Source organism: Marinobacter sp. LV10R520-4 (assembly GCF_002563815.1).
In the GTDB taxonomy this organism is placed as follows: domain Bacteria; phylum Pseudomonadota; class Gammaproteobacteria; order Pseudomonadales; family Oleiphilaceae; genus Marinobacter.
This window is the reverse complement of the sequence record NZ_PDJM01000001.1, coordinates 1,171,647-1,192,456: the sequence shown is the minus strand read 5'-3', so window position 1 is coordinate 1,192,456 and position 20,810 is coordinate 1,171,647. Positions and strand designations below refer to the sequence as shown.

Genomic DNA, 20,810 nt, shown 5'->3' with positions numbered 1-20,810 from the left:
CCCTCGGCAAGACAGGCAACGCCATGATGTTAAATTGTGACGCAATAAGAAACACATTCAGGTATACCCTGAAAGGGCTTTTCCGATGACAAATTTAGACCCCATTACCATCACCGCCATCATGTTTTGCTCCATGATCGTGCTGATGGTAATCGGTGCTCCTTTGGCTTGGGCACTCATGATTTCAGGCATGGGCAGTGCCTATCTGATGTTCGGCCCTGGCGGGCTGCAGTTTCTGCTCTCGTCAGCCTTCAGCACTATGGACAACTTTCTGCTGGTTGCACTCCCTTTGTTCATATTTATGGGACTGGTGCTGGAGCGCTCAGGGATCACTGACGATCTTTTTGAGATGATACACAAACTGATGGGCCGACTTCCTGGCGGTCTTGGTGTCGGTACTGTTTTGATCTGTGCCCTTATAGCTGCAATGGCTGGCGTCTCGGGTGCGGCGACCGTAAGCCTGGGTATCATTGCACTGCCTGCAATGCTTAAACGCGGTTACGACAAAAAGCTGGCTACTGGCACTATTATGGCCGGCGGGGCACTCGGCTTTTTGATCCCGCCGAGCGTGGTGATGATCGTCTATGCCTTTCTGGCACGGGAATCTGTGGGCAAGTTGTTCGCCGCGGGTTTGATGCCGGGCCTGATGCTGGCGGGCATTTATATGGCATACATACTGATACGCTGCCGCCTGAACCCGGCACTCGGTCCCGCAGCGCCGGTGGAAGAGCGCTTTACCGCTAAAGAGAAGTTTATCTCTCTGCGCCACCTTATCTCCCCGGGTATTCTGGTCACAACGGTACTGGGCTGCATTATTGGTGGTGTAACGTCTCCGTCTGAGGCGTCTGCGGTAGGCGCTGCCGGAGCACTCCTCATCGCAGCCATGCACGGGCGATTGAGTTGGAGTTTGCTGCGTTACGTTATGCTGACCACGACAAAAATTACCGGCATGCTGTTGTGGATTGCGATAGCGGCGGTATTTTTCAGTCGAATTTATATGGGGTTAGGTGCTGACATGATTGTCAGTGACTTGATCGATGCGTTCTCGCTGTCACCCTATGTTGTCATCATTATAATGCTGTCCACCTTCTTCGTGCTGGGTATGTTTCTGGATGACTTTGCCATCCTGTTCATCACCATCCCGATTTACGTGCCGATCGTGCGCGATCTGGGTTTTGATACCACCTGGTTTGCGGTGCTGTTTGTCCTCAGCATGCAATCAGCGTATTTAACGCCCCCCTTCGGCTACAACCTCTTTTACATGCGATCGGTGGCGCCTAAATCCATCACCATTGTGGATATTTATTACGCGGCGCTGCCTTACGTCGGTTTGCAGCTTATTGGCCTTGCACTGGTTGTGGCTTTTCCGGCCATTGCGCTGTGGCTACCCGGTTTGTTGTTCTAACAAACGCATTGTCTGCTCCACAGGTAGTACAAAAAAAGGGGAGAACAACATTGTTCTCCCCTTTTTTTGTACTTGGCCACTGTCTCAGAATGCAGTTTTCAGGCAATATCCTGCTGCCTCATGACTGCAGTAATAATCGGCACAGGCGTCATCAGGTGTTCGCGCATCATCTTTTCGGCCTCTTCTTTGCGGCGTGCAAGAGTAACCTCCACAAGCGCAGCGTGCTCCTGGCGCTTTTTTTCTAACGCCTCGCTGGAAAAAACGGTTTCTTTCAACCAGACATGGCGATAGCGCTGAACCTTATCAAAAAGCCCGTCGCGCACTTTCATTAGCTGAGGGGAACGGCAGCCGCAAACCAGAGCGGCGTGAAACTGGCTGTGGCGGGTATCCCATACTTCCAGCAGTGAGCCGGGGGTATGGGCTTCGCTCACTTTCGCGAGCTGATGGTTTCGGGCCAGTATCTCCGCTTCCCAGTTGTCATCACCCCGCTCAATCGCCAAGCCAAGCATCATGGCTTCCAGCTCTGCACGCGCATCGTAAATATCATGCAATTCTGCAAGCGACATAGGAGAAACGCGATAGCCTCTCTGGCTGATGGCCACGACTAATTGCTCGGCTACCAAGTGCGACAAGGCCTCACGTAGCGGCCCTATGCCAAGGTCGTAGCGCTCCTTCAAGATGCTCATACGTAGCTTCTCGTCGGGGCGGAACTGGCCCTTAATAATGTCATTCTTTAGCAGCTTGTAAGCGCGGACACCGAGGTTCTCTCTGACATCCGCCAGCTCTTCTTGGCGTGTGTTCGGATTCATGGTTGATTCATGGTTAACAGGTTCGAAAAATTGACCTCAAATCATAACATAATTCGATTGAAAGCAATGGCGTGGGCTCACCGGTCCAGCAGTTCCACCCAATGCTGTACCGGCACTTGGGCCTTGGTTTCCAGATGCAGCTGGCAGCCAATGTTAGCGGTGACGATGCGGTCGGGTTGGTCCAGGGTCAGAGCTGCGAGTTTGTTCTTCAACAGTTTCTGGCTCATTTCCGGTTGCATGATCGAGTAGGTGCCTGCGGAACCGCAGCACAGGTGTTTGTCTTTGGTTTTGGCCAGGTTAAAACCGACTTTTGTCAGCACCTGTTCCACCAGGCCATTTTTCTGCATGGCGTGCTGCAGGGTGCAGGGGCAGTGGAAGGCTATTTTGTCGGCGGATGCCTGTAAATCGAGCTTACCCAAATCTTCGGCCAGCAAGACCTCACTGATGTCTTTCATCAGTTCACTGACGCGCTTGGCTTTTTGGGCGTACACCGGGTCGTCGCGAAGCAGGTGGCCATAGTCTTGCACCATGGCGCCACAACCGGAGGCTGTCATCACAATGGCCTCGGCACCGGCTTCAATGGCTGGCCACCAAGCGTCGATGTTGTTGCGCATGAAGTTTAAACCTTCCTCATGGGCCGACAGGTGATAACTGACGGCACCGCAACATCCGGCTTTCGGCGCCTCTATCAGAGTAATTCCAAGCTTGTCCAGCACCCGCGCCGTTGACGCATTGGTAGTGGGGGCAGCGGAGGATTGCGCGCAACCGGCCAGCCCCATCATTACCCGAGGGTGGCTGGCCGTGGGCCAGGGCGACGCTTTACGTCGCGGCGGTACCTTGGATTTCAGGGCCTCTGGCAGCAGGGGCCTGAACGTTTGCCCAAGCGCCAGCAACGGTCCGAACCGGCTGCTGTAAGGCAGTATTTTGCGTAATGCTAGCCGCATTAATCGCTCGTTACGCGGGCGTTCCAGTTTTTCCTCAATCACGCCACGGCCAATATCCACCAGGCGGCCGTATTGAACACCGGAGGGACAGGTGGTTTCGCAGGCGCGGCAGGTCAGGCAGCGGTCCAGGTGGTCGCGGGTTTTGCTGGTGACTTCGGCGCCTTCCAGCATTTCCTTAATCAGATAGATGCGGCCCCGGGGGCCGTCACGCTCGTCATTGAGTTCCTGGTAGGTCGGGCAGGTTGCGGTGCAAAAGCCGCAATGGACGCATGCCTGCAATATGGATTCGGCTTCCAGGCCTTCCGCAGTGTTCTGAAATTCAGCAACAAGGTTGGTCTTCATTGAGCACCTGCTAGGTTACAACCAGCTGTAGAGCCGCCCGGGATTGAACAGGGCGTCTGGATCAAAGGAATGTTTCAGTCGTTTCTGGATGGCTTGCAGGGCGGGCTGCTGATGGTGCATGACTTCGCCGGTGCGGTCACCGCCGCGATACAGGCTGACCTGTCCGCCGGCTTTCTCGGCATGGGCTTCCATGGTCGCCATTTCGCCATCGCCTCGGTACCAGCGCTGGGAGCCAGCCCAGTCCAGCAGCCAGGGGCCTTTTAACGATGGCGTTGCTGCGGTGGAGTTTATAGAAAAGCGCCACATCGGCTGCTCGCCGGCAAAGAACGCTAATTGCTGGTCGCGCAATTGTTGCCAGAAAGTGTCGCCGTTCGCCATCACCGGTATGTCCCACTGCTTGGCCGTGGCTTCCACCGCAGAATGGGCGCCGGACAGTCGTAAATACAGCGTGCCATCAAGCCAACAGGCGCCGGACAAAGGCTTGGGCTCGGCGGCCCGGGCGCTCATAAAACGTATGACTTCGGAATGCTCCATTTCCCGTGACAGGGTCAGGGTGATTGCCGGTCTGGGTAAAACCTTCAGGCTGATTTCTGTCATGACGCCAAGCGTGCCCATGGCGCCGGCCTGGGTGCGTGAGACGTCGTAGCCCGCAACGTTTTTCATCACCTGACCGCCAAAACGCAGCCTCTTGCCTTTGCCGTTAATCAGGTTGACGCCCAGCACCTGGTCACGCACCGAGTTCCACCAGGGGCGACCCGGGCCGGACTGGTTGCAGGCCAGGGTGCCACCGATGGTGGAGCGGTCGCCAAAGTATGGCGGCTCGAACGACAACATCTGGTTTTTCTCAGCCAGTGCGGTTTCGATTTCGCTCAGCGGCGTGCCGGCGCGGACGGTTAAAACCAACTCCAGCGGCTGGTAGTCAACAATGCCGCTATGGCCGCCAACGTCCAGTTGCTCGGCGTTGATCTTGCGACCCATAAACTGCTTGCTGCCACCGCCCACGATGGCCAGTTTATGGCCTTGGTTACGGGCTTCGCTGATCTGTTGCTGAAGGTGCTTGGTGATGTCAGGCATGCTGTACTTCCGGGGCCTGTGGTTTGGCGTTAATGGCTCGGTATTCCTGACAATTGCGCAGGGTGGGTACACCCTTGCCCGGGTTCAGGGTTCCCTGGGGATCGAAGGCGCTTTTGACGGCATTGAGCTGTTCAATTTCGGGGTCAGTAAACTGCATGGGCATCTGGCGGATTTTCTCCACGCCAACGCCGTGTTCGCCGGTAATGCAGCCGCCCACCTTAACGCAGAGCTCGAGGATGTCGCTGCCGAAGGCTTCTGCGCGCGCCAGTTCGCCCTCTTTGTTGGCATCAAACAGGATCAGCGGGTGCAGGTTGCCGTCACCGGCGTGGAATACGTTGGCGACGCGCAGGCCAAATCGTTTTGACATGTCCTGCATTTCGTTCAGTACTTGACCCAGGTGCGCCCTGGGAATAGTGCCGTCCATGCAGTAGTAGTCCGGAGAAATCCGGCCCATGGCAGGAAAAGCGTTCTTGCGGCCTTTCCAGATTAGAGCCCGTTCGGCATCGTCTTTTGAGGTACGAATGGAGGTGGCGCCAAAATCCCGGAACAGGGCTTCGGCCTTTTCGATGTGTTCCTGTACTTCTTCCTTGGTACCGTCAACCTCGCACAGCAGCAGAGCGGCGGCTTCCACCGGGTAGCCCGCGCCGGTAAAGGCTTCCACGGCTATGATGGCATGGCTGTCCATCATTTCCAGCCCGGCGGGGATGATGCCCTGGGCAATAATGCCGCCGACGGCCGCGCCTGCTTCATCAACCGTGCCAAATCCAGCCATAACGACCCGCGCAATTTCCGGGGTTGGCAGCAGTTTTACCTGTACTTCGGTAATGATGCCCAGCAGGCCTTCAGAGCCGGTAATCAGCGCCAGCAGGTCCATGCCACAGGTGTCCAGGCCATCGCTGCCGATCACCACACGCTCACCGTCTACGGTAACCATCTCGACGCTTAGAATGTTGTGGGTGGTAAGCCCGTATTTAAGGCAATGCACTCCGCCGGAGTTTTCACCCACATTGCCGCCGATGGTGCAGGCGATCTGGGAGGATGGGTCTGGGCCGTAGTAAAGACCATAGTCGGCGGCGGCTTCACTAATGGCCAGGTTACGTACGCCGGATTGCAGGCGGGCCGAGCGCGCAAGCGGATCAATGTGCAGAATGCGGTTGAACTTGGCCAGCGACAACACTACACCGCCGGCGTCGGGCATGGCGCCCGCACTCAGGCCGGTGCCTGCGCCGCGGGCAACCACCGGAATCCCGTACTGGTGGGATAGGCGCATTACCTGTTGCACCTGTTCAACGGTCTCTGGCAGCACGACCAATAGCGGCATTACGCAATACATTGACAGGCCGTCGCACTCGTAAGGCTTGAGCGTCTCTTCGTCGGTAATGACGAATTGTGGATCAATAAATTCCCGAAACATCTTTGCCAGCTCGGCTTTGCCAGGCTTGCTGGCTGCAGTGTTTAACGGTTTGCTGTCAGTGTTCATTACGCGACTCCGGCCCGATATGGGGCAGTCCTGTTTACGAGGCAGTTCTGTCTGTAAATACGTTTTACTCAGCGTAAAGTTCTTTTCACAGTGATGGGCTTCTTAATATGAAGTGCTACGCACGACCAGAATTGAGGTGATCAATGCCGGCCTGGGCACAATCCATATCCTGTTGCGGTGTACCGGAGCTCAGGCCAATGCCGCCGACTACCTCGCCATCCACAACAACGGGCAGGCCGCCACCGACCACGCACAAACGCCCACCCTGGGAAGTATGAATACCGAATACCAGGTTGCCGGGTACGCAGGCAGCGTTGTAATCGTGGGTCGCCTTGCGGGCCGCAGCGGCGGTGTAAGCCTTGTCTTGAGCGACGATGACACTACTGATTTTGCCGCCATCCATACGCTCAAAAGCGATCAGGTTGCCGGACTCGTCGGTGATGGCGATGCACATCGGGATGCCGATTTCCCGAGCCTTGGCGGCGGCGCCTTCGATCAACAGGCGAGCGTCTTTCTGGTCCAGTCTTTTCAGTGTGATCATTTTGTATTCTCCTTAAGCGGTTAAGTTGGCCGCTATCAAGCGTAGCGGCCTTGATTTTCTTAGGTGCCAGCCGTCAACCGTACACCAGATTCGGCAGAATGAATTTATCAGTCATACTTAATTCGAAACAGGATTTAAGTCCAGTGATTAACTTACTGGACAGACCAGTTTTGTGGTTAATCTGACAAGCATCAGCCATACTCTTGAGCATACGTACTACTCCTTAAGATTAAATTTTTTCTATGGAGAACTGGTCTGACCAGTTAATTTCAGTGATGCAGGAAAAACCCATTCCCATGTCCCGGGCGGTCGCGTACCGCCTTGAACAACTGATTCTCGACGGCAGTCTTGCGCCGGAGCAGATGATTCCCTCCGAACGGCAGTTGGCAAGCCGCTTTGGGGTTTCTCGCGCCATCGTTCGGGAAGCCCTTCATGAGCTTCAGGGCAGGGGCATCATTCGAACACAGCACGGCAAAGGTTCCTTCGTGTCGCATATGGTGCCGGAGCCTGCGGACCACAGCCCCTTGATGCAGATGTTCATGGAGCACTCCCGCACCCTTTACGATCTGTTCGAGGTGCGCCAGGAACTGGAAGGGAAAGCTGCGTATCTGGCGGCAGAACGCGCCACAGAAAAAGACCAGTACCAGATTACCAAAGCCTTCGAAGCAATGGAGAAAGCCGACCCGCTCACCAATGCGGACCTTGACCATGCCTTTCATCGGGCCATTGTGAATGCTTGCCATAATCCGGTGCTGATTCACGTGCTCAACAGCTTGAAAGACCTTATGTTGAACTCGGTGCGGGCGTCGGTGGCCAACCTTAGCCACCGGGATGCATTCAAGCAGCAGATCGACAAACATCACCGCCAGATCTACCATTCGGTCATCAGCCGGCAAGCCAAGTGGGCTCAAAAGGCGGCTATGGCGCATGTGGCTCATGTTGCTGAAGCGCTCAGAGCCATCGAAACGCAGGAGAATGGGTTGATCCGATCTTCAATTACGCCATCCGCCGTTCGCTAATTTTGATATTCCTGGATGATATCCAATGCAGTTAATTAATGGAATCACTCTGCTACTGATCTACCAGCTGGCAGGCGAAGTGAGTGTTCGGTTGCTGGAATTGCCGGTGCCTGGCCCGGTGATGGGCATGGTCATGCTGTTTATCACGTTGATGATACGTGGGGGGATGGCAAAGGCCGTTGAACCCGCATCTACTGCCCTTTTGGGCCATCTTTCGCTGCTGTTCGTGCCAGCCGGGGTGGGGCTTATTGTTCACTTTAATCGCCTTGGCAACGAGTGGTTGCCCATCAGTGTCACCCTGTTGCTCAGCACCATTATCACCATGGCGGTCACCGCTCTGGTGATGCAGTGGGTAACCCGGTTAACGGCCAGGCGAGAAGCGAACCATGATTGAACCAGACCTGACCCGAATATGGGTTTATCTGTCTGCGTCACCCCTGCTGGGCCTAACCATGACCTTGGTGGCCTACAGTTTGGCGCACCGCCTTTATATTCGCTCGGGTTTAAATCCTTTATTGAACCCGGTGGTTACGTCGGTTACGGCACTGATCCTGTTTCTGCTGGCGACAGACACGTCCTACGACGATTATTTTGATGGCGCCCAATTCGTTCACTTTCTGCTGGGCCCCGCCACTGTGGCGCTGGCGATTCCTCTGTACCAGCAATTCAACAAGCTGAAACAGGTCTGGCTGCCGGTCACCGTGGCGCTGGTAACCGGCGTGGTTGTTGGCGCGTTCAGCTCGGTGGCCATTGCCCGACTGCTGGGCGCCAGCCTTGAAACCCAGTTGTCGCTGGCCCCCAAGTCGGTAACGGCACCGGTAGGCATGGCGATATCGGAACAGATCGGAGGCCTGCCTTCCCTAACAGCGGCTTTGGTGGTGGTTACCGGTATTATTGGCGCCGTTATCGGCTCCAAACTGTTCGACCTGATTGGCATTCGGGATGACAGCGTGAAAGGCATTGCCATGGGTATGACATCCCACGGTATCGGCACTGCGCGGGCTTTTCAGGTCAGCGCTCAGATGGGTGCATTCTCTGGTCTTGCCATGGCGCTGTCGGCTTTTCTTTACTCGGTTTTTCTGCCCTGGCTGTTGAGTATTACGGGTGTACTTGGCTGACTCGTTACGTCAATCTTATAACCAGTGCTACACCGGTCAGGTTGGGCTCGCTGGTTAGTTGCCTGAGCCCTTCCGTCACCACCGTCATGTCCATGTGGTGAGCCATGGTGATCACGCCCTGAACGATGGCGGCAATTCGGTGATCTGTGGCGGTTTTCTCCACAATGAGCGATCGCCTCCAGAGTCTGTTCCAGCGGTTTTTGCCGAGCGATCATCTCATGGATGTCTTGCTGCGCTTCCAGCACAGAAAATTCAATGTCGCTCATAACGAGGAATTCCGTCCATGAATGATGCTCTGGGCGCGTAGTTCTTAGCAAACAATTGCACAGCAATCTTGAGCTAACTTAATAAATGTACAACAATATCATAATTATACAAATGCACATCAAATATATCTTTTATAAGGTGCATCTCTTTGTAATGTTTAGACTAGGGTCTGTTGACAATTGCTCGTAAGCCTTTGAAAGGTAGGAGCAAGCTCGTATGATGAAGTTCCGAAACAACAATCATATGAGCCCGCAATGCCCAGATACATGCTCACAGAGGAGTTGTGGTCCAAGCTAAGAGAAATATTGCTTCAATTCAGTCTGTATAACAAGGCAGGTCTGCGCAAAACAGTCGAAGGCATTCTATTCAGAATGCGGACCGGTGTGCCCTGGAGAGATCTGCCAGACCCTTTCGGCAAATGGAATTCTGTCTACAAAGTCTTCAATTACTGGTCGAAAAAAGGCATCTGGGAAAAGCTCTTTAGTGGGCTGACAACCGACTCGGACCGATCAAGGGCAACAAGGGACTCGACTGGCCGTTGTACAAGCTCAGACATCTGGTGGAGAACGCGTTTGCCAGACTCAAGCATTATCGGGCCGTCGCCACCCGATATGACAAACTGACTCGTCATTACGAGAGCATCGTGTCATTGGCTTGCGCATTTCTTTGGCTGCCGATTAGGGTCTGGTGCTTCCTGGCTGGCCGCGTCCAGAGCCGCTGACAGGGGCTTGCCCCGGAACAGATGGTCCAGAAGTCGCGCTGCGCACCTTGCCCAGGCCACGGCTTCGTCGTTGTGATTGGTCACCCGGACAGTGGCTTCTGTGACATCCATCAGGTTGCTCTGGCCGCAATAGCTGGTCACCACAGTGGCGGCAATTTGGAGACTGCCGGCAGTTGCATGTCGTCGGCGCCACTTTCCGGCAGCAGGTGACGGTCGATGGTCCGGGCCAGGTGAACGCCTGCTTTCTGTATCTCCGGTTCCTGGTAGGTAAGGCCGATAGCCTTACGGACCGGAGCAGCCAGTTGACCGCCGCTCAGGCGCCGGGTGTAGGGCAAAACCTCCTGCACCAGCACTCGCTTCGGTTCACCGGTCAGTTCGGCAGTGGTGGTCGATTGCGCCTGCTCAATGGCTTTCTGTTCGATGGTGTTCAGGTTGTTCAGAGTGACCCGGGTCGGGTTGTCGATATAACCCTGCCAGAGGCCGCCGGGGCCAAAGAAAGCGAGAAAGCGCCGCTGGCAATCGCGGATATCCAGAGCCCCTTCACTGGCCAGCAGGCTGTCGTACAACCAGTGTAGACCAAGGCTGGCTGCGTCCGCGACCCAGCCGCCAGCAAGGGCGTTGATCCGTGTGCCGCGCTTATTGTGAAACGCGTACATTACTTTTCCATAAATAACCTATATGCTTAGAATCCATCGCCCAAGAATACATATCTTTGTAAGGCGGTGCCGGCGTTAATGGCTGGCTAGGCGCAGTGCTTTTTTAGGGTGAACTTCAGCCCACCAAGACGCGGGTGCAAGGCAAAATTTTGCGATGTGCAGTCGTTCGCCTGGGGGCGACGTTGCGGTACGCAGCTGGTAGCTGGAGTGTGTAGTTGGTGTGGCCCATAAGAAAAAAAATCGCAGCAGTAGGTTTGCTTGGTATCGAAGTCGGGCCCGAGGGCATTGCCCTGGCGCGCGTCGTACGAATGCCCGGAGCTGCACCGCGTCTACTCGATTGCCTATTTCGCAAGGCTGCCCCTGCGCAGCAAGCAGCTGAGCTGAAAAAGCTGGTCGCCGAGCTCGGCCTGGCCGGCATGCCGGTGAACCTGCTGCTGCATCCCGCCGACTATCAAATGTTGCTGCTCGACAGCCCCGACGTGCCCGCCGAAGAACTGCGCGATGCCATGCGCTGGCGGGTCAAGGAGCTGATCGCCGAACCTCTCGAACAGATGGTCATCGATGCCTTTGTGCTACCTGCCGATGCGTACCGTGGCCGCTCGCGCATGGCCTATTGCGCAGCTCTGGATAAAGCGCGCATGCGCGGTTACAGCGCGCTGATCGAGCAGGCTGGGCTAAAATTGAGCAGTATCGACGTGACGGAAATGGCTTTCCGCAATCTCGGCCTGCTGTTTGGTGCCGAGGGGCTGAATATTGCGCTGCTGCGCCTGCGCTCCAGCGAGGGCTTGATCTGCGTGCAGCATGGCGCGGACCTGTATATGGCGCGCAGAATTGAGCACGGCCTGGAGAGGGCCCAACAGGATTTCTCTTCGGTCACCCTGGAGATCCAGCGCTCCCTCGATTATTTCGAGAGCCAGTTGGGCAAGGGCTATATCAATCGCCTGCTGCTGCTGCCCATGAAGCGTGATGCCGATGTGACGTTGCAGGTGTTGATCGACGGGCTGGCGGTCAAGCTGCAGATGCTCGATCTGCGTGAGCTGTTTGTCGAACAGCCGGCCGCCGAGCTGGAGCCGTCCGAGCAAGCCTACTGCATGGCTGCCGTTGGCGCGGCTCTGCGCCAGGTGGTGCGCTGATGCAAAATCTCAACCTGTATCAGCGTGAAAAAATTAACCGCAGCGGCCCGCAGCCTAAACAAATGTGGCTCGGGCTGGGCGCGCTGCTGCTGCTGTGCGTGTTGCATGGTGCCTGGCTGAATTGGCAGTTGCAGGAGGGCGGCCAGCGCCTGGAGCAGGCCGAGCGTCTGGCCAAGGTGCAAAGACAGCAAGTCGAAGCCGCCCAGGCGAACTTCGTTGCGCCGCAACTGGATGCCCGCCTGCCGGTGCAGTTGGCCCGCCAGGAGGCGCAAAACCAGGCGCTGCAACGCCTGCTCCGCTCGCTCGCGGTGCGCGCCGAGCAACAGCGCGGCGGGTTTGTCGCCCCGCTGGCGGCGCTGGCCGAGCAGCATCCGCCCAATGGCTTATGGCTGAACGACATCCTTCTGCGCGGCAGTGATATGCGCCTGCAGGGCTTTAGCCAGAATCCACAATTGCTGCCCCAGTATGTGCAGCGTTTAAGCCAGAACGCCGTGTTTCGGGGCCGCCTGTTCTCCCGTCTCGATATAACGCGCGACGACGACACTCACCTGCTGCAGTTTGATCTGTCCTCGCGGCCCGCCGATCAGGAGGGCCGCCAAGATGAGTAGCCCATGAGTAGCCCAATTAAGCAACTTCAGCAGCGCTGGCAGGCGTTCGCCCCGCGCGAGCAATGGCTGGCCTATGGGGTGGGGGTGGGGGTGGTCGGTCTGCTGTATATGCAGCTGCTGGCTGATCCGTGGGCACTGCGGCTGGACCAGCAGAAAAGTGCCTACAGCAGCGTCGAAGCGCGCAGCGCGCAAAACACCGATGCGCTGGCCGAGTTAGCGGCCGCGCTCGCCGCAGACCCCAATCTGTCCTACAACAACGCCTTGTCGCTGGCCGCGGCCAGCCACGCGCAGCTGCTTGAGCAGATTGACCAACACACGCGCGAACTGGTCAGCCCGCAACAAATGCGCGCCCTACTCACCGACCTGCTGCATGCGCAACCGGGTTTGCAGCTAGTCAGCCTGGAAAACTTCAGTGAAGCGGTGCAGTTGCCGCCGACGCCGGTGGCCGAGGGCACGCCGACCAACCCGGCAACGTCACCAGGGTCGCCAGTGCCGGCCGCCGCGCCTGCCAGCGAGGTCAGCCTGTATCGGCATGGCATGCGCCTGAAGCTGGAAGGCAATTACTTCGACCTGCTGCGCTACCTGCAAACCATCCAGAACACCGCGTGGAAACTGAACTGGGAGAGCCTGCATTATCAGGTCGGCGAAGCCGGTCCCGGCAAGGCGCAGATCAGCTTGCAGTTGTATACCTTAAGTCGTCATGCGGAGTCGCTCGGTGCCTAACGTATTGTTAATGTTTACGCCATGTAGGCCATTCACGCGCGGTACGCGCCGCGGCTTCATGCCTGGCCGTAGCGTAACGCTGGCGCTGCTCGCGGCGCTTTTACTCGTGTGCAGCGGCTTGGCCGGCGCGGCGCTGGACCCCACCCAACCACCGGCCAACCTGTCCTCAGCCAACGGCGGTGCGGCGAGTGACAACGCGGTCGCGCCCTTGGTGCTGCAAGCGGTGCTGAGCGACGCCCAGGGCCGCCGCGCGATGATTGGCGGAGAGGTGTTGCGGGTGGGCGATCAACATGCCGGCGCCCGTGTGCTGAGCATTCATGCCCAGTCCGTATTGATTGAACGCCAGAGCGTGCGGCAGTTGCTGCGCCTGGCCGAACCCGTAATGCAACCGAGTCGATGATGCCCATAATGCTGAAGTTTCGTCTCAGCCTGCTGGGCTTGAGCGCCCTGCTAAGTGCTTGCCAAACCTTTCCGGATGGCGAGCAGCAGCTCTACGAACAGAGCAACCAATTGCTCGAAGAAAGCCTGCAGCAGGCCGCGGCCCGAGTCACGCCGCCGCCCGCGGTGCAAGCCGCGCTGATTCCGCCCTTGGGCCTGGATGGCGCTCAGCGTGGCGGCCCACGTTTCGATGTGGCCGCCAACAACCTGCCGGCGCGCGACTTCTTTTTGAGCCTCATGGAAGGCGCCGGCGAAAACCTGGTGGTGCATCCAGACGTGACAGGGAACATCACCTTCAGCCTGCGTCGGGTCACCCTGGTAGAAGCGCTGGCGGCCGTGCGCGACAGCTATGGCTATGATTTTCGGCGCACCAGCTATGGCTATCAGATTCTGCCTAATCAGGCGATTACCCGCAGTTACAACCTCAACTACCTGAATTTGCAGCGCATCGGCCGGTCCGACACTCGGGTCAGCTCGGGCCAGGTGGAGGGCAGCGGTAGCAACAGCAGCAACAACAGCAGCAAAAATAGCGACGGCGGCCAGTCGAACACCCTCAATGCCAGTCTGGTGACCACCTCCAGCGACGTCGATCTCTGGCACGAGGTACGCGAGGTGGTGGCCATGATGGTCGGCGACGAGGAAGGTAACAGCGTGGTGGTCAATCCTCAGGCCAGCCTGCTGGTGGTGCGCGCCAAGAGCGCCGACCAGGAGAACGTCGCGCGTTTTCTCGAGCAGGCCCAGAGCAATCTGCAGCGTCAGGTGATTCTGGAAACCAAGATTCTTGAGGTGCAGTTGTCAGCCGGTTTTCAGGCCGGCATCCAATGGGACGATTTGGGCGGCGATGTCAGTAGCAGCTTGGCGGGTGCGGCCTTGAGCGGCCCGGTCGGAATCGGCGGGGTGTTCAGAGGGGTCCTGAGCCTGGGCAGCTTCAACGGCCTGATCCAGTTGTTGGGAACCCAGGGCCAGGTGCGGGTGCTGTCCAGCCCGCGAATTTCCACCCTGAATAACCAGAAGGCGGTGATCAAGGTCGGCACCGACGAATTCTTCGTCACCGATGTGTCGTCCAGCGGCAGCACCAACACCGTCGCCGGCGTCACCGAGCCGACCCAGGACGTGACCCTGACGCCGTTCTTCTCCGGTATTTCGCTGGATGTCACGCCGCAGATCGACCAGAACGACATGGTCACCCTGCATGTGCGCCCGACGGTGAGCCGCGTGGTCGACCAGAACAAGGTGATCAGCCTGGGCGAAGGCAAGGATTTGAACCTGCCGCTGGCACTGTCCACCACCCGCCAATCCGACTCCATCGTGCGTGCGCGCAGTGGCCAGGTGGTGGTGATCGGCGGGCTGCTGCAAAACAGCAACGAAAACAACGACGCGCAAATTCCCTGGGCCAGCAACCTGCCAATCATCGGCAACCTGTTTAACCTGTTTAAACAGCAGCGCAAAACGTTGCTGAAAAGCGAGTTGGTCATTCTGCTGCGCCCGCAAGTGGTCAGCGATGACGTGTGGCTAAACGAGTTGCGCAAGAGCGCAGATACCTTCAGAGAACTCAGGTAAATCGATGTATCAAACGTTCTTCGGCCTGCGCGAGAAACCCTTCGCGCTGACCCCCAATACCGAATTTCTGGTCCAGTTGGCGCCGTATCAGGCCTGCCTCAACCTATTGTGCGTAGCGCTGGGCGAAGGTGAAGGCTTTATCAAAGTCACCGGCGAAGTCGGCACCGGCAAAACCCTGCTCTGTCGCACCTTGCTCAAACAGCTGGACGCCACGCAGTACCAGTTGGCCTATCTGCCTAACCCAGACATGTGCCCAACTGCGCTGCGTCAGGCGCTGGCCCGTGAGCTGCATATCGAGGCCGTCGAAGACCTCGACAGCCAGGGCGTGCTGGAAGCCTTGCACCGCCGGTTGATCGAGCTGGCGGCAGCCGGCAAAAGCACCGTGCTGCTGATCGACGAGGCGCAGGCGCTGCCTACTGCCACCCTGGAAGCCCTGCGCCTGCTCACCAACCTGGAAACCGAGCGGAGCAAATTGCTGCAAGTGGTGCTGTTCGGCCAGCCGGAACTGGATGTCACCCTGGCCCGCCGCGAATTTCGCCAGCTGCGCCAACGCATCACCTTTGCCTACCGCCTGCGCCCCCTGGATAGGCTGGAAGCCACCCGCTACCTGAGCGAGCGCCTGGCCGTGGCCGGTTACCGTGGCGACCCGCTGTTCAGCCCGGCGGCAGTGCGGGGCTTGCTGCGCGGCAGTGGCGGCATCGCCCGGTTGCTGAATATTCTTGCGCACAAGGCGCTGATGGCCGCTTACGGGGAAGGCCGGCGCCAAGTCACGGCCGGCCATGTACGCTGCGCCCAGCGCGATACCGAAGGCGCGCAAGGCGGTGCGTCGCGCGGTGTCTGGCTGGGCTGGAGTCTGGCCGCGGGTGGCGTGCTGCTCGGGCTGAGTGGCTGGCTGCTGAGCCAGTCGCAGGCCGTCGGGTCTTGGCTGGCGCCGTACTGGGCGTGGCTGGCATGAGCCTGGTCAACGACATGCTACGCGACCTTGAAGCGCGCCGCGCCGCGCCCACCGAACGCTTGCAACTCGATGGTCTGCACGCCGTAGACGAAACCGCCGTGGCCCGCCGCACGCAGCGGCGCCGTGGCCTGATCGGGCTGGCGCTGCTGTTGCTGATCGGCCTGGGGCTGTGGTTGCTGCTCGCGCGCCCGGACTTGAGTGCGCCGACGCCGACCGTGCCAGACCCGACGCTGGCCGCTGAGTCAGCGCTTGTCTCATCGGCCGCCGCGCCACTTGCCCAATCCGGGCTGGCGGCGGATGCGCCAATGCTGCAACCTGCCCAGCTGCTGGAAGTGTTGCCGCAGCACGATGGCCGTGGGCTGATTCTGCAACTGCTGCTGGACCGCGCGGTGTCCTACCAGCGCCGCGAGGAAAACGGCACGGTTAGCCTGTATTTGCCGAACGTGCAGTTGAACGGGCAACTGGCCAGTGATGCGCATGGCCGCTTGCAGCGCGGCGGCCGCAGCCTGTCCTGGCGCGTTGAAGCCCAGGGCCAAGGCGTGCAAGTGCTGCTGGTCGGGCTGGGCGATGACCTACAGGTGCGTGACCGGCTGGAATCGGCGGGCACCCGCTGGCTGCTGTGGATCGAAGTGCCCATCGGCTCGCCGGCGCTGGCCGACGGGACGAGTGAATACCCAAACGAATACGCGCATGAAGACCCATACCGGGACGAGGCAATAGACCTCAATAATCTGCCCGTAGCCGAACCGGCAACTCCACGCGCGGCGGTTCAGGCGCAGGCCGATAAAAAGGCTCAGGCGCTGGCCGAACTGCTCGGCAACGCGAATGGTCGCGGCCCGCCGCAGGTGAGCGTCGCACCCTCGGCGCCGAATGCCCTGACGCAGGCGCGTCAGGCGCTGCAGGAGGGTGATTATCCACGCGCCATCCACGTACTGGAGGCGCTGCAACTGACTCGTAAAAACGATCCCGAGGTGTCGCGCTGGCTGGCCCGTGCGTACCTGGCCGGCGGTGAATCAGCGCGGCTGCTGGCCTGGTTGCCGGCGCACCTGGCGCAGCGGCCCCGGGACAGCGAGCTGCGCGTGCTGCTGGCGCGCGGGCAACTGCAGGCTGGTCAGGCCGCGAACGCGGTGGCCACGCTGCAACACTACCCGCCAAGCCTGCGCCAAGAACCGACTTACCACGCGCTGCTGGCAGCCAGTTACCAACAAACCGGCGAGTGGCCGCAAAGCGCTGCGTTGTATCAACAGCTAATCGAACTGCAGCCCCAGCAGAGCAGCTGGCAGCTGGGCTTGGGCATCGCCCTGGAACAACTGGCGCAACCGGCTGCCGCCGCCCGACATTACCGCCTGGCCCACCAGGGACCAGGTCTGGACGAAGGCGCCCGGCGCTTCGCCAGCGAACGCGCGACAGCGCTAGGAGCGCGTCCATGACCCCGCAAGACATCCGCCAAAACAAGCTGCGCTTGGGCGATCTGCTGGTTAAGGCCGGACTGGTCAGCGACGCCCAGCTGCAACTGGCCCTACAGGCGCAAAAACGTAACGGCGCCAAGCTGGGCCACAGCCTGATTGAGCTGGGCTTTGTCGACGAATTACAGTTGCTCACGGCCTTGTCCGAGCAGTTGCATATTCCGTTTGTCGAACTCAAGCATTTTCGCTTCGACAATGAGCTGGTGCAGAGCCTGCCCGAAGCCGTGGCCCGGCGCTTTCGCGTGGTGCTGCTGGCCCGCGAAGGCGGCGGTGTGCTGGTCGGCATGTCCGATCCCCTCGACCTGTTTGCGCTGGATGAAGTCGAGCGCTTGCTGAAAACCCGGGTACTGCCGGCGGTGGTGCGCGAAGCCGAACTGCTGCTCGCGCTGGACACCATGTACCGGCGTACCGGCCAGATCGCCTCGCTGGCTGGCGAGCTGGAAGGTGAACTCAAAGACAGCGACTTCGACCTGTCCAAGCTGGGCACCGACAACAATAACGACGCGCCGGTAGTGCGCCTGCTGCAAACGCTGTTCGAAGATGCGCTGCAGATGAAGGCCTCGGACATTCATATCGAGCCCGACGAAGGCCTGGTGCGTATTCGCCAGCGTATCGATGGGGTGCTCAACGAACAGGTCATGAAAGAAGCGCGGATCGCCTCGGCGCTGGTCATGCGGCTGAAAATCATGTCCGGTCTGGATATTTCCGAGAAACGTCTGCCCCAGGACGGCCGTTTCAATATTCGGGTGAAAAATCACGCTATCGATGTGCGGGTCTCGACCATGCCCGTGCAATTCGGCGAGTCGGTGGTGATGCGCCTGCTCGACCAGAGCAACTCGGTGGCCAACCTCGACGCCAGCGGCATGCCGGCCGAGATGCTGGTGCGCTTTCGCCGCCTGCTGCAGCGGCCCTTCGGCCTGGTGCTGGTGACCGGCCCGACCGGTTCGGGCAAGACCACCACGCTGTACGCCGGCCTGGCTGAACTGAACAGCCCGGAAAAGAAAATCATCACCGTGGAAGACCCGGTGGAATACCGCATGCCACGCATTAATCAGGTGCAGGTGAATGCCAAGATCGACCTGAGCTTTTCCCGGGTGCTGCGCGCCGCCTTGCGCCAAGACCCGGACATCGTGCTGATCGGCGAAATCCGCGACCAGGAAACCGCCGAGATTGGCCTGCGTGCGGCGATGACCGGCCACTTGGTGCTTTCGACCCTGCACACCAACGACGCGCTGACCTCGGCCATGCGCCTGATCGACATGGGCGCCGAGGCGTTTCTGGTGGCCGCTGCGCTGAACGCTGTGCTGGCTCAGCGGCTGGTGCGGCGGGTCTGCGAAAGCTGCATGCAGGAGCACACGCCCGAACCGCGCCAACTGCTCTGGCTGGAGACCCTGTACGGCGCCTCGCTGGACGGGCGCACCTTCAAGCGCGGCTCGGGCTGCCACCATTGTCACAACAGCGGCTACGCCGGCCGGGTCGGGGTGTTTGAGTTGCTGGAATTGGACGCCGCGATGATCGCCGCGTTGCGCCACAACGACCCGCAAGGCTTCGCCGACGCCGCCAAAGTCAGCGTCGGCTACCGACCGCTGGCGGCCTGCGCGCTGGATTACGCGCTGGCCGGCGTGACCAGCATCGAGGAAGTACTAAAAGTCTGCGCAACCCTGAGCGACGAGGGGCTGGCGTGAGCCTGTTTCAATTTACCGGGCGCGATGCCAAGGGCGGCAAGGTCAGCGGCAGCCGCGAAAGTGGCTCGATGGACAGTTTGGCCAGCGAATTGTTGGCCGAGCACATCACTCCGCTGACCATTCAGCTGCAGGCCAAGCAGGGCGGCGGCGATGTGCTGGTGGCGCTCCGCGCGCTGCTGCGCAGTAAGCGCGTCGAACTGCAAGAGCTGATTATTTTCTGCCGGCAGATGTACAGCCTGAGCAAGGCCGGGGTGCCGATCATTCGCGCCATCGGCGGTTTGGGCGAGTCCAACCGCAACCTGTATTTTCGCGAGGTATTGCAGGCGGTGCGCAACGACCTGGAAAGCGGCATGAGCATGGCGGTGTCGCTGAATGCCCATCCCAAGGTCTTCGGCACCCTGTTTGTGAGCATGATCAGCGTCGGCGAAAACACCGGCCAGCTCGATCAGGCGTTCCGCCAGCTGTCCATCTATCTGGAGCTGGAGCGCGAAACCCGCAAGCGCATCAAGCAAGCCACCCGTTATCCGCTGTTCGTGCTCAGCGCCATGATGGTGGGATTGACGGTGATCAACCTGTTCGTGATTCCAGCCTTCGCCAAGGTGTTCGCGCAGTTTCATGCGCAGCTGCCTTTGCCGACGCGGATTCTGATTGGCACTTCGGAGTTTTTCCAACAGTATTGGTGGCTTCTTGGTATGGTGGTGACCGGTGTCATCGTGGCCTTTATCAAATGGAGCGAAACGGAGGCCGGCGCGCTGCGCTGGGACCGTATTAAGCTGCGCCTACCGATTGTCGGCGGGCTATTCGAGCGCATCGCCCTGGCCCGCTTCACCCGCACCTTCGCGATGATGTACCGGGCCGGCGTGCCGTTGCTGCAGACCCTCTCGATCAACAGCGCGAGCGTTGGCAACCGCTACATCGGCCAGGCTATTTTGAGTATGCGCGAGGGCGTGGAACGCGGCGAAGCGCTGACCAGCAGCGCCGCCGCCAGCGGCCTGTTCACCCCGCTGGTGCTGCAAATGATGGCCGTCGGCGAAGAAACCGGCGCCCTGGATGACTTGTTTATCGAGGTGGCGGATTTCTACGAGCAAGAGGTGGACTACGACCTCAAGCAACTGGCCGACGCCATCGAACCGATTCTGATCGTCGCCATGGGCGGCATGGTGCTGGTGCTGGCGCTGGGCGTATTTCTACCCATGTGGGAGTTGTCTTCGGCGGCCAAGGGCGGTGGGTAGAGCGCATTTGAAACGCGCTGTGTGTGCTCTGGGATTTTGTATTTGCTCTGGCATTTAAAGTAAGACCCCGCGTGGAACTGTCCGCACGGAAGTGGATAAATCAGTAAGGGACAACGGCCATGATGAAAAAAACCAAGGGTTTCACCCTGATCGAACTGGTGGTGGTGATCGCCATCCTCGGCATTCTTGCCGCGGTGGCCCTGCCACGGTTTATTAACGTAACCAAGGACGCCCATGAATCAGCAGTCAAGGGTGCCGGCGGTGCCTTTGCTTCTGCCGTACTACTGGTGCGTTCCCAGTGGGAGGTCAATCGCAGTAATAGCTCGGTTACCGTTGCCGATCCAGTTACAGGTTTTGGCGAGGGTAATGTGATCGTTAACGCCCAAGGCTGGCCAACTGGCACATCAGCTGCAGGTTCTGGTTCTAGCTGCATGGCCGTCTGGAATGCCATTCTGCAAGGCTCGGCTCCTACCGTAGGTGCAGACGGCAGTGGCGCGGATTATGTGGCAAGCAGTGGCACTGCTGGCTGCCTCTACACTTACCAGTTGGATGGTCTCAACGACAGCATTCTCTATAACGCTGCCAACGGCACCGTTACCACCACGTTTACGCGTTAAAACCTGTTCGTTAATAA

The 20,810-nt window shown here is 59.0% G+C and carries 21 protein-coding genes and 2 pseudogenes; 15 read left to right on the top strand and 8 right to left on the bottom strand.

Features of this window, described 5'->3' with window-relative positions; translation table 11 throughout:
• The first annotated feature begins 85 nt into the window (after positions 1–85).
• Complete coding sequence (locus tag ATG98_RS05655) at positions 86–1,405, top strand: TRAP transporter large permease (protein WP_098419855.1); 1,320 nt, start codon at positions 86–88, stop codon at positions 1,403–1,405.
• Between the two features lie 98 nt (positions 1,406–1,503).
• On the opposite strand, the gene csiR is transcribed toward ATG98_RS05655, so the two are convergent.
• From csiR to ATG98_RS05630, 5 genes are all read right to left on the bottom strand, one after another.
• Complete coding sequence (gene csiR, locus ATG98_RS05650; RefSeq protein WP_098421746.1) at positions 1,504–2,214, bottom strand: DNA-binding transcriptional regulator CsiR; 711 nt, start codon at positions 2,212–2,214, stop codon at positions 1,504–1,506.
• 77 nt (positions 2,215–2,291) lie between these two features.
• Positions 2,292–3,500 (bottom strand): glycolate oxidase subunit GlcF, encoded by a 1,209-nt coding sequence (gene glcF / locus ATG98_RS05645; protein ID WP_098422354.1) that lies wholly within the window; start codon positions 3,498–3,500, stop codon positions 2,292–2,294.
• A 15-nt stretch (positions 3,501–3,515) separates the two neighbouring features.
• Positions 3,516–4,574, bottom strand: a complete 1,059-nt coding sequence (gene glcE, locus ATG98_RS05640; RefSeq protein ID WP_098422353.1) for a glycolate oxidase subunit GlcE — start codon at positions 4,572–4,574, stop codon at positions 3,516–3,518.
• A complete protein-coding gene (locus ATG98_RS05635; protein ID WP_098422352.1) occupies positions 4,567–6,054 on the bottom strand; it encodes an FAD-linked oxidase C-terminal domain-containing protein in 1,488 nt (495 codons plus the stop codon). The genes glcE and ATG98_RS05635 overlap by 8 nt, the downstream gene beginning before the upstream one ends.
• Before the next feature lie 115 nt (positions 6,055–6,169).
• Entirely contained in the window at positions 6,170–6,595 is a 426-nt protein-coding gene (locus ATG98_RS05630) for a GlcG/HbpS family heme-binding protein (RefSeq protein ID WP_098422351.1), read from the bottom strand.
• Between the two features lie 242 nt (positions 6,596–6,837).
• Here ATG98_RS05630 and ATG98_RS05625 point away from each other — a divergent pair, with 242 nt between their 5' ends.
• The 3 genes from ATG98_RS05625 to ATG98_RS05615 are packed head-to-tail and all read left to right on the top strand — an operon-like array spanning position 6,838 to position 8,732.
• Positions 6,838–7,614 (top strand): FCD domain-containing protein, encoded by a 777-nt coding sequence (locus ATG98_RS05625; protein WP_218925837.1) that lies wholly within the window; start codon positions 6,838–6,840, stop codon positions 7,612–7,614.
• Between the two features lie 25 nt (positions 7,615–7,639).
• The gene (locus ATG98_RS05620; protein WP_098422349.1) at positions 7,640–8,008 is read left to right on the top strand and encodes a CidA/LrgA family protein; all 369 of its coding nucleotides are present in this window, start codon (positions 7,640–7,642) and stop codon (positions 8,006–8,008) included.
• Positions 8,001–8,732: an LrgB family protein gene (locus ATG98_RS05615; protein WP_098422348.1), complete on the top strand. Its 732-nt coding sequence runs from the start codon at positions 8,001–8,003 to the stop codon at positions 8,730–8,732. The genes ATG98_RS05620 and ATG98_RS05615 overlap by 8 nt, the downstream gene beginning before the upstream one ends.
• 4 nt (positions 8,733–8,736) lie before the next feature.
• Here the strand turns inward: ATG98_RS05615 and ATG98_RS22235 are convergent, their stop codons facing one another.
• Positions 8,737–8,895 carry a hypothetical protein gene (locus ATG98_RS22235; protein ID WP_228706024.1) on the bottom strand — a complete coding sequence of 53 codons (159 nt, stop codon included), beginning with the start codon at positions 8,893–8,895 and terminating at the stop codon, positions 8,737–8,739.
• 358 nt (positions 8,896–9,253) lie between these two features.
• Between ATG98_RS22235 and ATG98_RS05605 the strand changes: the two are divergent.
• Positions 9,254–9,720: pseudogene (locus ATG98_RS05605) on the top strand (transposase).
• Here ATG98_RS05605 and ATG98_RS22230 read toward each other — a convergent pair.
• Both ATG98_RS22230 and ATG98_RS05595 read right to left on the bottom strand, forming a co-directional pair.
• Positions 9,646–9,879, bottom strand: a pseudogene (locus tag ATG98_RS22230) (ADP-ribosylglycohydrolase family protein); the annotation flags it as partial. The pseudogenes ATG98_RS05605 and ATG98_RS22230 sit on opposite strands and share 75 nt — an antisense overlap.
• Entirely contained in the window at positions 9,858–10,376 is a 519-nt protein-coding gene (locus ATG98_RS05595; protein WP_098422347.1) for an ADP-ribosylglycohydrolase family protein, read from the bottom strand. The gene ATG98_RS05595 and the pseudogene ATG98_RS22230, both read right to left, overlap by 22 nt.
• A gap of 218 nt (positions 10,377–10,594) precedes the next feature.
• On the opposite strand from ATG98_RS05595, the gene ATG98_RS05590 reads away from it, so the two are divergent.
• The 10 genes from ATG98_RS05590 (at position 10,595) to ATG98_RS22825 (ending at position 20,793) form a co-directional block, all read left to right on the top strand.
• Positions 10,595–11,509, top strand: coding sequence for an MSHA biogenesis protein MshI (locus tag ATG98_RS05590; protein WP_179888265.1), 915 nt, complete (start codon positions 10,595–10,597; stop codon positions 11,507–11,509).
• Complete coding sequence (locus ATG98_RS05585) at positions 11,509–12,117, top strand: PilN domain-containing protein (RefSeq protein WP_098419844.1); 609 nt, start codon at positions 11,509–11,511, stop codon at positions 12,115–12,117. Before ATG98_RS05590 ends, ATG98_RS05585 begins: the two co-directional genes overlap by 1 nt.
• 3 nt (positions 12,118–12,120) lie before the next feature.
• On the top strand, positions 12,121–12,840 hold the full coding sequence (locus ATG98_RS05580; protein WP_098422346.1) for a type II secretion system protein GspM: 720 nt from the start codon (positions 12,121–12,123) through the stop codon (positions 12,838–12,840).
• A gap of 58 nt (positions 12,841–12,898) precedes the next feature.
• Entirely contained in the window at positions 12,899–13,240 is a 342-nt protein-coding gene (locus tag ATG98_RS05575; RefSeq protein WP_218925836.1) for a hypothetical protein, read from the top strand.
• Positions 13,241–13,248: 8 nt separating this feature from the next.
• Positions 13,249–14,838: a pilus (MSHA type) biogenesis protein MshL gene (locus ATG98_RS05570; protein ID WP_218925835.1), complete on the top strand. Its 1,590-nt coding sequence runs from the start codon at positions 13,249–13,251 to the stop codon at positions 14,836–14,838.
• A gap of 4 nt (positions 14,839–14,842) precedes the next feature.
• Entirely contained in the window at positions 14,843–15,793 is a 951-nt protein-coding gene (locus ATG98_RS05565) for an ExeA family protein (protein ID WP_098419841.1), read from the top strand.
• Entirely contained in the window at positions 15,790–17,223 is a 1,434-nt protein-coding gene (locus ATG98_RS05560; RefSeq protein ID WP_098424382.1) for a tetratricopeptide repeat protein, read from the top strand. The genes ATG98_RS05565 and ATG98_RS05560 overlap by 4 nt, the downstream gene beginning before the upstream one ends.
• On the top strand, positions 17,220–18,944 hold the full coding sequence (locus tag ATG98_RS05555) for a GspE/PulE family protein (protein WP_098422344.1): 1,725 nt from the start codon (positions 17,220–17,222) through the stop codon (positions 18,942–18,944). The genes ATG98_RS05560 and ATG98_RS05555 overlap by 4 nt, the downstream gene beginning before the upstream one ends.
• A complete protein-coding gene (locus ATG98_RS05550; RefSeq protein WP_098422343.1) occupies positions 18,941–20,176 on the top strand; it encodes a type II secretion system F family protein in 1,236 nt (411 codons plus the stop codon). The genes ATG98_RS05555 and ATG98_RS05550 overlap by 4 nt, the downstream gene beginning before the upstream one ends.
• A gap of 119 nt (positions 20,177–20,295) precedes the next feature.
• Positions 20,296–20,793 carry a type II secretion system protein gene (locus tag ATG98_RS22825; protein WP_323807749.1) on the top strand — a complete coding sequence of 166 codons (498 nt, stop codon included), beginning with the start codon at positions 20,296–20,298 and terminating at the stop codon, positions 20,791–20,793.
• The last annotated feature ends 17 nt before the right edge of the window (positions 20,794–20,810 follow it).